Below are 12247 nucleotides of genomic sequence, written 5' to 3'. Positions count from 1 at the left end.
ACCGGCGGACGGGCGGACGGGCGGACGGGCGGACAGGCGGACGGGCGGACGGGCGGACGGGCGGACGGGCGGACGCGGCGGGGTGCTGGGGTGGGGCGTTCGCGTACGTCCCGTGCGGGGCTCGTCCCCGGTCCGTCGTGGTGGGGCGGGCCGGCGCGTGCGGACCGGCGGTCACCGGTGCGGCGGAGCCCGGTGGCGGGGGCGGGGTGCGCGGGGACCGCCGTGAAGCCGCAGCCCGGCCCCTCTCCGCAAGGGGGGCCGGGCTGCCGTGCGGGTGTCAGGTGCCGACGACGTTCTGGAAGAAGAGCACCGCCGCCGCGAAGGCGGCGCCTCCGGCCAGGAAGGCGGTGGCGCCGTCGTGTTGGGAGAGGTAGGTCAGGACGCCGGCTCCCGCACCGACCAGCACGCCGAGGGTCAGGATGATCGCGCTGCGCAGTCCGAGCAGTGCGCCGGCGGGCGAGGGGTCCGGGGGTGGGAGGGGGCCGGTCACCGGTTGCCGGTGCGGCAGGCCCCGGGCGTCGTGGCCGCCGTCACCGCCTGCCGGGGCCGGGTGGGGTGCGGTGTCCTGCGTGTGGCGGGGGTTCTCGGTGCCGGCGGCCGGGGTGGGGTGGGTGTTCATGGGCTACTCCTGATGCGTCATCAACCGTTCCCGCACGGGCCTGTGCTGACGGTGTAGCCCGCCGCCCCCACCCTGCCCCCGTATGACGTACATCACATAAGGAGTGCGGAGTTCGTGAGGGGGGAGGCCGCTGAGGCGCGCCTATGACCGGGTGACGGATGGCGGACCGAGGCCCGTCGGGGCCGGACACAGGGCAAGGGAGCGGATGTGCCGGATGGAACCTGCAAGGGGCATGCCCCCCGCCACGCGACCCGGAGTCCCGGCGGGATCTCCGCCGAGGCCAGGGCCGCGCTCCTGGGCCTGGAGGACTCCCTCGCTGCGGGGTCACCGGAGGACGCCGCGGCCCGCGCGCAACGCCGGGAGGCCGACGCGGCCCTGGTCGCCTACCTCCGGCGGAAGGGCTTCACGGGCCCCCAGTACCGGGCGTTCATCGCGGAGCTGATGGACTACGGCTGGCGCACGCTCAGCGGCTGGAGCGCCAGCGGCCACATCTTCGAACGCACCGCCCGCATGGGCCGCCCGGTCCCGGAGCCCCTGCTGCCGACGGCCTGGGACTACGAGGACCGCACCCAGGTCGTCACGGACACGATCGTGAAGGGCACCGCCCTGTTCCGCGAGCACGGACTCGTCCGCGGCAAGTGGAGCCCCGACGGAGGAGCCGGCCTGACCACCTACTTCGTCGGCGCCGGCATCCTCGCCTTCCGCCCCGTCTACATCCGCTGGTCCCGCGCCCACCGCCTCGGACAGGCCGAGCTGGAGCACCGCTCGGCCGACACCGACGACGTCCTGTACGCCCAACGCGACATCCCGGACCAGCGCGCCGTCAATCCCGAACACGCCGCCGCCACCTTCGACAGCATCAGCCGGATCCGCCCCCTGCTGCCCGACGAGCAGCTGCGCGAGGCCCTCGGGTGGGTGACCTTGGGCTACACCCACGCCGAGGCGGCCGTGAAGGTCGGCCTGACGCCCAAGGCACTCGAAAGGCGCCTGGCCCGCGCCCGTACCAAGGTTTCCGCCGGCGGCCTCCACCAGGTCCGGCTGGGGGAGGGGGGAGCACGATGAGTGTTCACGAGGACAGCACCATGCACACTGCGGACGACGACGAGTTCGCCGCCCTGATGGCCGCCTCCAGCCTGCGCGCACCCCATGTGCGCACGCTGGGCGCGCCCGTCCCCGACGGCGTGCGGCGGCGGCTGCACGCCGCCGCGGACGCCGCCGGCCACGCCTCCGGCACGGACGTCCCGGGCCGCGCTTCTTCCGGCGAGAGCTGCGGCGAGGTGGCCGACGACGGCTGCGACGACCCGGCCGAGGACGACGACGCACCAGCACCGGCACCTGCCGCCGAGCAGGGGCAGGAGGCCGCGCCCCGGTACGCCTGGGTCCTCGCGGCGCTGCTCGGCGGCCTGGGCGCCCACGGTGCCGGGCTGCCGGGCCCGGCCGCGCCGGGGTTCCCCGTGCTGCCCGCCGCCCCGCGCACGGACCCGGTGGCGCCCGCGTCCCCCAGGACGCTGCACCGCGTGGCGAGGGCGGCCGGCTACGTCCTGCCCTTGCTGTCGTGCCCGCGGACCATCGGGTTCCGCACGCAGTCGCCGAGGGAGGTGGCAGTGCGTGCCCTGGCGGGCCGCGCGCTCGACCTCCTCGCGGGCTCCTCGGGTGCGTCCGACGCCGGGATGCGCCCCGACCTCCTCGCGTACGCCCTCGTCGTGTCCGACGCCCGGACGCACCTCCCGCCGTGGGCGACCCTGCTGTTCGCTGCGCCGGGGGACGGCGCGGTGCCGCCGCGGGTGGCGTGGTTGTCGGACCGGTGGCTGCACGAAACGGTCCCCTCCGGCGGCTCCGACCGTGCCGTGCGGCCGACGGAGGAGGCACCGGACGCGAGCCCGGCCGCCTCGGACCGGGCCGTGCTGCTGCGGTGCGTCGGGCGTTTCGCGCGCGGGCCGGTCTTCTGCCTGCCGACGAGAACGGACCCAGCGGGTTCCCGGCAGTCCTGGTGGTGGTCGTACCTCCTGTCCCGGCCGGCCGGGACCTGGTGGGAGCGCGAGGCACGGAGTGCGGGCCGGGTGGGGCGCCCGTCCTGCGCGGCGGCCCTCCGGGCCCCGGACACGGCAGCGGAGCGGCACGGTGTGATCGCCGCGAGGCGCATGACCGATCTGCTGCACGTGCCCGCGCGGACCGGTCGGCCCCTGTGGCCGACCATCCTGGGAACGGAGCCGTCCGCTCCTCCCGCGCCGGTCTCCGACGACTGCCCGCACGAGCTGTGGCACTGGCTGCTGCGTGAGGCGGCGGGCCGGACCGGCGCAGGCGAACCGACCCGCCGCACGCCGGGCGGAGCAGAGGAGCCGGCCGCCGGACCATCGTCGCCGGACACGCTGCTGACCCCTGTCCGGCTCCTGGTGGCCGCCGACCTCGCCGTTGACCTGGACGCACGGCGACGCCGCGCCATCCCCACGCAGCCACCTCCGCCCCCCGACCCGAACGCCTACGAGACGGCGCCGGGAACCGCCCTGCTGCTGCCCAAGGACCACGGCGGCACGGACTGCGGGCAGCGGGCACGGGCGGACGCGGGCCACGGCGTGCCACGGCGGTGGAGCAGGAAGGAGGGAGAGGAGGCCGAGCAGCACGCACACCTGTGGATGAGCCTGCACCAGGTCGAAGGGGACCGCGGCGAGCGCCTCCCCGTCCGCCTGGTCCACCGGGCGTCCGACCCGTACGCGATCACCGCGGTGTTCAACCCCGGGACGGACGAGGAACAGGAGTGGACCTTCGCGCGGGAGCTCCTCTCCGACGGGATGCACCACAGCGTGGGCATCGGCGACGTCATCGTCTGGCCCGGAACCGACCGGACAGGGGCCTGCCGGAGGGTCTACCTCCGTCTGCGGCCACCCGAGGGCACCGCGCTGCTGTCCATGGCCGCCGAGGACCTGGCCGCCCTGCTGGACTCCAGCGTGCCGGACGACCCGGGCACGCCGGACGACACGGAGACCGGCATCCTGTCGGCCTGGGAACGGGAGCTGCGCGAACTGTCCTGCCCCAGCGCGGGGGAGTGACCCGACGACGGCCGCCCTCGCGTGGGCGGGCCCGCCGTCGGGCCATCGGCGCACGGGCGGACTCGGCGCGTGCGAGGTGCCGGGCCGCGGGCGGGGTGGTTCCAGGGGCGCTGAGGTGGAGGCGGACCGGCCCCAGGGATGCCGAGGTGCAGGTGGGGCTGGTCCCACGAGGCCGCCGCGGAGGCCACGGAGTTCCCCGGCCCTACCTACTGGTGGTGAGGGGCAGTCATGACCAGCAGGTTCGGACAGCTGCTCTTCACCCCTGAGGCGCAGCGGCACCAGGAGCGGCACGGGGGATGCCGTGGCGCGGACAGGACGGGCCCGTCGTACACACCGCCGACGGGCGGACGCCACCGCGTGCAGCGGCCTGGCGCGGTGCCCGACGGGGCGGGCGCATCCGGGCCCGCGGAGCGGCGGTCCCGCCCGCGCACCGCCGACGACGGCGTCGGAAGGCGGCACTGCTGCACGACGGTTCCCCCGCCCGGCGTACAACGGGTCGTGGAGCGACCGGCGGCGGGTGAAGGTGGCACTGCCTGGGCCGCCCGCATCCATCCCGGCGCCCCCGGCGAGGGAGGACGACATGTCGCGAAGCACCGGAGCGAAGCCCGCCGAGCCGGGTATCGCGGAGGCCAACCGGGCGGTGCTGCGGCGGTTCCCCTTCGACGACGACCAGGACCTCCGGGACGCGCGACGCGGCTTCATGGGCACGACCCGCGAGAGCGTGGTCCGCGACGCCACGGGCCGTACGGTGTGGGACCTCGACGCGTACGGCTTCCTCGACCAGGACTGCCCGGACACCGCCAACCCCAGCCTGTGGCGCCAGAGCAGACTGTGCTCCGACCACGGCCTGTTCGAGGTGACCGGGGGCATCTACCAGGTCCGGGGCTTCGACCTGTCCAACATGACGCTCGTCGAGGGTGAACGCGGCGTCCTCGTCATCGACCCGCTGCTGTGCGCCGAGACCGCCGCCGCGGGTCTGGCCCTCTACCGGAGCCACCGCGGCGAGCGCCCGGTGACCGGCGTGCTGTACACGCACAGCCACGTCGACCACTTCGGCGGGGTACGCGGTGTCGTCAGCGACGAGGACGTCGCCGGGGGCGTGCCGGTGTACGCACCGCAGGGCTTCCTGGAGCACGCGGTCAGTGAGAACGTCTACGCCGGCACGGCCATGAGCCGCCGCGCCGCCTACATGTACGGAGCGGCGCTGCCGAAGGGGGAGCGCGGACAGATCGGCGCCGGACTCGGGCAGACCGTCTCCACCGGTGCGGTCGGGCTGATCCCCCCGACCGTGGACGTCACCCGCACCGGACAGACGGAGACCGTCGACGGCATCCGCATGGTCTTCCAGCTGACGCCCGGCACCGAGGCCCCGGCCGAGCTGAACATCCACTTCCCCGACCGCGCCGCCCTCTGCATGGCGGAGAACGCCACCCACAACCTCCACAACCTGCTCACCCTGCGCGGCGCCCAGGTCCGCGATCCCCGTGTGTGGGCCCGCTACCTCACCGAGGCGATCGCCCTCTTCGCCGACACCACGGACACCGCCTTCGCCTCGCACCACTGGCCGGTCTGGGGCCGCGACCGGGTCGTGCGGTTCCTGTCGGAACAGCGCGACCTGTACGCCTACCTCCACGACCAGACCCTGCGCATGCTCAACGAGGGCCTCACCGGCACGGAGATCGCCGAGCGGATGGAACTGCCTCCCGCGCTGGAGCGGGCCTGGCACACCCACGGCTACTACGGCTCCGTCAGCCACAACACCAAGGCCGTGTACCAGCGTTACCTGGGCTGGTTCGACGGGAACCCGGCGCACCTGTGGGAGCATCCCCCGGTCGAGTCCGCGCGGCGGTACGTGGCGTTCATGGGCGGCGCCGACGAGGTGCTGCGCCGGGCCCGCCAGTCGTACGCCGACGGCGACTTCCGCTGGGTCGCACAGGTCGTGAACCACGTGGTGTTCGCCGAACCGGACAACGCCGAGGCGCGCGCCCTGCAGGCCGACGCCCTCGAACAGCTCGGCTACGGCAGCGAGAACGGCACCTGGCGCAACTTCTACCTCACCGGCGCCCTGGAGCTGCGGCACGGCACCCTGGGCACCCCCACCTCCAGCACGTCCCCCGACCTGCTGACGGCACTGACCCTGGAGCAGTTCTGTGACGCCCTCGCCATCCGGGTCGACGGGCCGCGCAGCTGGGACACGGACATCACGGTGCGCTGGAACCTCACGGACGGCGACCCGGTGACCCTGCGCCTGCGCAACGGCGTCCTCGTCCACGCCACCGGCTCCGGGCCGGCCGTGGCCACGCCGGACGTGGAGGTGACCCTCGCCGAGCGGGACCTTCGGGCCGTGCTGGCCGGTGCGGTCCCCCCGGCCGCCCTGACGGTCCGGGACGACATCGAGGTCAGCGGCGACCTCGGTCGCACAGCTCCTTCTCGACGTCCCCCAGGTGTGGCTGTTGCCCTTGCGCGGGTTGGCGCCGAGGACCCCTGTGATGGCCTCCGCTGCCTCTCCGAGCTCCTCACCGATCTTGAGCACGCGCAGCAGGCGCACGTCGCCGGCCGCGGCCCGGTCTTCCTCGTCCAGGCAGCCGCGCAGCTTCCGCACGCCGTCCCACGTCTGGTCCAGGCTCGTCTCCTCGCGTGTGTTGCAGCAGTGCGCCGCCGAGCGGTGACGCCCCGTTTCAAGATCACACTCAGATGACACCCAGATACAACGCGGTCAGGGCCGGTCTCCCTGAAGGAGGACCGGCCCTGACCTGCACTTACGAAGTCGGGGTGGCGGGATTTGAACCCACGACCTCTTCGTCCCGAATGAGGTTCGGTTGTTGACCTGGCCTGTCGGAATCGCGTTTGCTCTGGTCAGAGCGTCGGGCTACCGAGGTCTCGGGTGTTCTCGAAGGGACTCGGGGAGCGGGTTGGCTCCCAGATGGCTCCCAAGGCGCCCTGCCGGTTGAATGGTGCAGATGGATGGGTAGGCGTCGTGATCAGCCAGTGGCTCTACGTTCCGTCCGCGACTCGGCGTCGAAGATCGTCGACATAGTCCGGGCGCAGGATGCGTCGGCATCGCGGACGCTTTCCTGCGTTGATGTCCTCCACGTACTTGGCGAGGCGCTCGGGATTCTTCCCCGACCAGCCATGCGCCAGCGCCCACCCTTGCATGGCTTCACCGTCCATCCGGACGTCGGCGTCGTGCAATGCAAGGAGGCTGCTCACGACCATGTCCTTCTCGTGACCTGCCGAGATGGTGTTGTTGTGGTTGACCGTCAACGTGAGGCCCTTTAGCGCCTCGACGACGACTGGATCAATCTCGGGCGTCAGCTCCTCCCACGCTGAGCCATTGCCCAGGATCGATGGCTTCATGGCTGTTACCCATGGCCTGATCTCGTCCTCGTTCCAGGTGATGACGCAGAGCGCCCGGATGCGCCGGCCGCCGTACTGCACCAGCTTCCCGATGTCTGCCATGTCCGGCCAGGCCATGAGCACGGGACCGTTTCCACGGATGAACCCGCCGCCTCTTCCGGTGATGTGCTCGACGTTGGAGTGTCGATTGACGAGTTGTTCCAACTCGGAGCAGTTGCTCAGATTGGACTTGAGACTGGTCCATACGGTGAGCGTGTCGCCGTCCTCCATGCGCTCGCAGCACCAGTCGATGGCCGCGTCCACACCCTCGGCGTCGTAGCTGGCGACAGCACACGGGTAGCTCACGTCGCGATCGAACATTCCTGCTCCCTGTTCTCGGGTCGGACAGGGAGAACGCTATGCGCAGGCACTGACAGATGCAGTACGTGCGATCCTCAGATTTCTAGAGGCTGGCTCTACGACGTCGGCGGTACGAGTAGGAGAGGGAGCTGTGTGGCTCCGCTTCGGCCGCTCCACCGTGCGGTCGGCGCAACTCGTCGACTATTCCTCAAAGAGCCGGGGTCTGGTGATCGCGGTGTGGCATGGCCGAGTCGTGCCGACTCGTCACCTGCCCGTTTCCACGTGTGGGCAGAGCGGGCGCTGCTGGTAGCCGCCGAGTACGTCCCTGCCGACCACGCCCCAGAACCCCTTCGATTCGGTGAGGTGGCCGCCGAGGGTGTGCCAGGACAGGTCAGGGTGCTCGGAACGCAGCGAGGCCAGGCCGGCAATCCCGAGTCCACACCGCTGGTACTGCGGCAGGGTGTACGGCTGCTCAACCCAGCCGATGCGACAGCGGTGACAGATCCGGTAGTCGACCGCGAACGCGAACTCGCCCTGCAGATTGGCCGCTCGTTGGCGCCAGCCCATTCGCTCGGACGAAATGGTGTCCTGCCACGGTGAATCCAGCTGGGGAACGTCAAGCCAGTCGTGAGGCCGCCCCAGCCTCCCACTGCTGACCCGTTGCAGTACCTCGCGCCAGAGAACTCGCCCGGACGCGCGACCGACTTCGTGGGCCTGGTCGGCGAGGCGTATGGCCGCTCGCCTGTCTTCATCTGTCGCCATGCCTCACATCCGTACCCGACGGCCGCGCGTCGCCAACGTCCTCAGGCGCCGCACTTACCCAGGGATGCCAAGGTCCTTCAGGTACGTGAGGCGGGCGTTTATCGCTGCGGAGAAGTGTCGCCAGTCGAGGCTCTCGACCAGTTCGATCGGCTTCGGGTTTTCGGCCGATGACGTGACGTAGCACGCGGCGTCGTAGAGCTGCTCGGCCATGAGCCTCTCGCAGAAGATCCCGAACCGGTCCTGGTACGACGTTCCGTGCCAGATCTCATCGGCGGGGAGGGCGCCCTTGGCCGTCTTGACTGGCCTCCGGGAGCCTTCGCCGTCCTGCATGATGAAGAAGTAGCCGAGCCAGGGCTTCTCCTTCGGGTACAGCTCGGCGAGGGCAGCTCGACGCAGGTCGACTGCGCTGCCCAGCGCCTCTTCGACCCTGTTGTTGTAGTTGTTGCCGTACGACGGCCCGCCCAGCGCCTTCAGCTCGAACGCCGCCACGAGGACGTTGTCGTGGACGACCACGAGGTCCCACTGCTTCTGCGGCCGGTAGTAACCGGGCAGTTCAAGGCCCTGCGACTTGGTGACGCGGATGCTCGAAGCCGGGTAGCCGGCGTCCAGGAAGAACTTCGCCAAGAGGGTCGCGATGACGTCGAAGTGCTTGCCGCCTCGTACGGAGCCAGCGGTGCCGGCTCCTACCGCGTCCCTGATTGCGGACTGCTCGTTCTGCAGTTGCTTGGCGCCCCAGTACGCCGCGATGGCGTCTTCGAAGTCTTGGCGGGTGACCGTCAAGATCCGTTCCTCCTAGTCAGGCAGCTCGGCGAGCCTGTAGACACGCAAAGCGGCCTCGGTGGCGGCCTCCCTATCCCGCTTGTCGAAGGCTTCGGCGAGAGCGGCCTGGTCGCTTTCGCTGATCATCGCCGGGTCCGGGACGCGGATCTTCCGGAGGTACTGGGCTTGGAAGCGGAGGGTTCCCCCACGCATTTTGACCGCGTACGCCTCCACGAACGCTTCCGCGACCTTGGACAGCAGCAGGCCACCGAGTACGCGCATGTCCCAGACGTCCGAGACGATGAAGTACAGGTTGTGGTGAGGGTACAGGCCGCCTTCGTCGAGGACCGGGTGGATCCTCAGCTTCATGTCCGGAAACAGCAGCTTCTGACGACGGGTGAGCTGGTGGTCGACCTTGTCGATGGTCTTGTACCAGCGCTGAGGCTGCTTGACTGCGACGTAGCGCTTGCGCAGGGCCTCGCCGTGCTTCTCGAAGTAGGAGGCGAGACGCGGATACGCGTCGAGGTCGACCAGGTCGCCACTGGCCGTCCAGGGATTGACCAGGTGCGTGCCGTCCCAGTCGATGGTGCCGCTGGTGGTGTCCCGGACCATGGCCATGGGGAGCAGCCGGTCGTCTTCGACCACGCCCTTTTCCTTGGTGAGGAAGACCTTGTCCGCGCCGGTGGCGATGCCGATACCGACCTTCGTTCCCGTCTCGGTGTCCTCCAGGAACCGGAAGCGCTCGGTGAGGTCCTCAAGGATCGCGAGCCTGGCCGGTGAAGCAGCCGGCCACGAGTCTTCCTCCGGGAACCAGTGCGGCATGCGAGCAGCTTGGTAGGAAGCCGCGGCGACCGTCGTCGGCTTGCCCTCCAGATACCAGCTGGCGAAGTCCCGCGCCTGTTCCGCTCCGAAGGACCGGTTCGTGTCCGCAGCTACCGCTGCGCCCTGGTTCTTGTTCGAGATGAGGGTGATCGCGGGATAGGCCGAAACCTGATCGTCGAAGGCGTCGACGTCGTGCATCACGAGGGCGAGGTCCATGCTGAAGTGCTTGGTCACCAGCTGCCTCAGCCGCCGGCCGTATTGGTTCCGCATCCAACGGTCGGCGCAGATGAAGCCCAGCTGGCCGCCTCGGTTGAGGCTGCGCAAGGCCACCTCGTAGAAGCCGATGTAGATGTCGGCTCGGCCACCCATCGTGGAGCAGGCACGGCGGTAAGCAGCCATCCGGTCGTCGGGAACGTCTTCGAGCCGGATATACGGAGGGTTACCGACAACGTAGTCGGCGCGATGATCAGCATCCGACTGCAGGAGGTAGTCACCCCGCTTCACCCACGCCGCGGCAACCTCCCTCGCGTCCTTGGGGCCCCAGCCCTCTTCTTGCAGCGTCTCCGAGACCAGCGTCCGGCTCTGCTCCACGTTGCGACCCAGCAGGTCGAAGGCGCGGACCGCGTCGACCGCATCCGAGATGGGCCGCTGGTGCACCCGGCATGACGCACTGATTCGGGACGCGATCACGGTCAAGAACGCGCCGCCACCGCAAGCCGGCTCCACGAGCCTCAGATCACAGAGGTCCTTGTCAGCGGTGTAGCCGAGCAGGTCCAGGATGAGCTCGACAACCCAGGCACGCGTGAATACCTCGCCATGTTCCATGGCCTCCTGCAGAGACTCGGGAAGGGTGAGGTCGTCGGTGAAGAGCGCGATGGTTGCCACGTAAGGACAGTACCGCTCCTCCCTCCTCCTTCCTCATCTTCATCCACAGTGCGTAGTCGGATAGTCGCAGCATTCAGATGGTGGATCTGTCCGGCGTCGCGCCCGGAGTGGGATCGAATCCGTGCCGAGCGACTCGCGGTGGCGAGTTCGGCGAGTCGGCCGAGGCCGTACTCGTCACGGCACCCGCCATTGGCCGGTGTTGTCGGCGAAGCCGCTCTCCATTGTGAACTGAATCTTGGCGATCTTGGACTCGGCCGGCACCTTGAATGTGATGTACCCGAGTGCGGTGTCGCCGACTGGGATCGTCACGGTTCCGCCGAAGCCCGGACCGGCGATTGTCTCAGTGATCCAGGAGTTGAACCGCTGGCCTTGGTCGTCGATGAGCTTGGCGCTGTTGTCCGGTGCGTCGTTGTAGGTCTTGGAGCCGGTGTTGTGCAGCCGGAACTGCACAGCGACGTACCGCTCGCCCGCTTCCGGTCGCGTGTCCTTGCCAGCCGCCGGATCGACCACCTTCACAACCGTCACGGCGAGTTTCGCGTCATCGGTGAAGCCGGTGACGCTCAGTGTGTCACCGACTACGGCAACGGTAGGCGTGGGACTGGGACTGGGTGGTGATGTCGGTTGCTCGGCCGTCCTCGGCTGGGTGGGGTTGCTGCTCGCCGGAGCTTCCGTGACGGTTTGGCTGCCGCAAGCAGCAGCCCCCACGACGGCCAGGACCATGGTCAGCGCGAGCACCAGCAGACGAGGCATGTTCCCTCCGTGGACCTTCACGCCCCGCAGGGCGCTGTGCACCGGGGATACAGGCATGTTCTCCCGCGCGGCAGGTCACCGCATCTTCGGTACGGTTCAGGGCTTCAATGCATGACAGCCTGGTGGCTCCGCCGCGTGGAGCCAGGCGCACCCACGTCCGACCGCCCCGAGGCGCGCGTGAGCTGCGAGGACACTTCCTGACTGCGATCCTGGCTTGGGTGTTGTCTGCCCGTCGTGCACAGCCGGGGCGTACCTGCAGCTCAGCGGGCGGCGTGTCGCTCTACGACCGATACTTGATCGCGTGGACAGACCATCCATAGGTACGTCGACACGGCTCGGCAGCTGTGAGCCGGTCGTCATTCGGCCGTTCGCCGAGGGTGACTCCGTTGTGGGGTTGACCCGTCTACTTCACCGGGCCTACGCCGGTCATGCCGCCGAAGGCCGAGTCTTCTTTGCCTCGTATCAGTCGGTGCAGGACACGGCCTACAGGCTGGGCAGGGGTGAGTGCTGGCTCGCTGTTCGCGGTCCGGAGCTGGTGGGGTCGGTGACGGTGGCGGCTCCGTACCTCCTGCCTGAGGGGTATCCCGCTCCGGTGGGTGTGGGGTCGTTCTGGCAGCTGGCGGTGGATCCGCAATGCCGGGGCACGGGATTGGGGCAGCGACTGCTGGCTCTGGCGGAGGAACGTATCGCCGCGCTCGGGTCTTCACAGGCGGTGATCGATACGTCGGCCGAGGCGGTGGACCTGGTCGGCTGGTATCGCAGACGTGGCTACGCGCCGGTCGGGTCCTGGCGGTGGGGCGTGACGAATTACGAGAGCGTGGTGCTCCTGAAGGAGCTGACGCCCGGCCGACGCGGGCGTTGATGTGGATGGCCGGTGCCGTGCGCGGCGGCACCGGCCATCAGAGCG

The 12247-nt window shown here is 70.0% G+C and carries 10 protein-coding genes; 4 read left to right on the top strand and 6 right to left on the bottom strand.

Translation table 11 applies throughout. The features are described 5' to 3' along the window. Positions 1-277: 277 nt before the first annotated feature. Positions 278-619, bottom strand: a complete 342-nt coding sequence (locus tag BJP40_RS35650) for a hypothetical protein (protein ID WP_226962539.1) — start codon at positions 617-619, stop codon at positions 278-280. 207 nt (positions 620-826) lie between these two features. On the opposite strand from BJP40_RS35650, the gene BJP40_RS16820 reads away from it, so the two are divergent. From BJP40_RS16820 to BJP40_RS16810, 3 genes are all read left to right on the top strand, one after another. Beyond that, on the top strand, positions 827-1681 hold the full coding sequence (locus BJP40_RS16820; protein ID WP_079171243.1) for a sigma-70 family RNA polymerase sigma factor: 855 nt from the start codon (positions 827-829) through the stop codon (positions 1679-1681). Beyond that, positions 1678-3666, top strand: coding sequence for an SsgA family sporulation/cell division regulator (locus BJP40_RS16815; protein ID WP_143065959.1), 1989 nt, complete (start codon positions 1678-1680; stop codon positions 3664-3666). Before BJP40_RS16820 ends, BJP40_RS16815 begins: the two co-directional genes overlap by 4 nt. Before the next feature lie 580 nt (positions 3667-4246). Then, the gene (locus BJP40_RS16810) at positions 4247-6364 is read left to right on the top strand and encodes an alkyl/aryl-sulfatase (RefSeq protein WP_079171242.1); all 2118 of its coding nucleotides are present in this window, start codon (positions 4247-4249) and stop codon (positions 6362-6364) included. Between the two features lie 296 nt (positions 6365-6660). Here BJP40_RS16810 and BJP40_RS16805 read toward each other — a convergent pair whose 3' ends face one another. From BJP40_RS16805 to BJP40_RS16785, 5 genes are all read right to left on the bottom strand, one after another. After that, positions 6661-7383, bottom strand: coding sequence for a hypothetical protein (locus BJP40_RS16805; protein WP_071281050.1), 723 nt, complete (start codon positions 7381-7383; stop codon positions 6661-6663). 243 nt (positions 7384-7626) lie between these two features. Then, positions 7627-8124, bottom strand: a complete 498-nt coding sequence (locus tag BJP40_RS34950) for a hypothetical protein (RefSeq protein ID WP_107416793.1) — start codon at positions 8122-8124, stop codon at positions 7627-7629. Between the two features lie 54 nt (positions 8125-8178). Next, on the bottom strand, positions 8179-8904 hold the full coding sequence (locus BJP40_RS16795) for a PaeR7I family type II restriction endonuclease (protein WP_071281049.1): 726 nt from the start codon (positions 8902-8904) through the stop codon (positions 8179-8181). Positions 8905-8916: 12 nt separating this feature from the next. Next, positions 8917-10590: an Eco57I restriction-modification methylase domain-containing protein gene (locus BJP40_RS16790; protein WP_079171241.1), complete on the bottom strand. Its 1674-nt coding sequence runs from the start codon at positions 10588-10590 to the stop codon at positions 8917-8919. 174 nt (positions 10591-10764) lie between these two features. Further along, on the bottom strand, positions 10765-11340 hold the full coding sequence (locus tag BJP40_RS16785; RefSeq protein ID WP_071281048.1) for a DUF4352 domain-containing protein: 576 nt from the start codon (positions 11338-11340) through the stop codon (positions 10765-10767). 301 nt (positions 11341-11641) lie between these two features. Here BJP40_RS16785 and BJP40_RS16780 point away from each other — a divergent pair, with 301 nt between their 5' ends. Further along, on the top strand, positions 11642-12202 hold the full coding sequence (locus BJP40_RS16780) for a GNAT family N-acetyltransferase (RefSeq protein ID WP_177204406.1): 561 nt from the start codon (positions 11642-11644) through the stop codon (positions 12200-12202). The last annotated feature ends 45 nt before the right edge of the window (positions 12203-12247 follow it).

The sequence above is a fragment of the Streptomyces sp. CC53 genome (assembly GCF_001865245.1).
GTDB lineage: Bacteria > Actinomycetota > Actinomycetes > Streptomycetales > Streptomycetaceae > Streptomyces.
The sequence above is the reverse complement of the archived record's forward strand: the minus strand, read 5'-3'. Positions and strand labels throughout refer to the sequence as shown.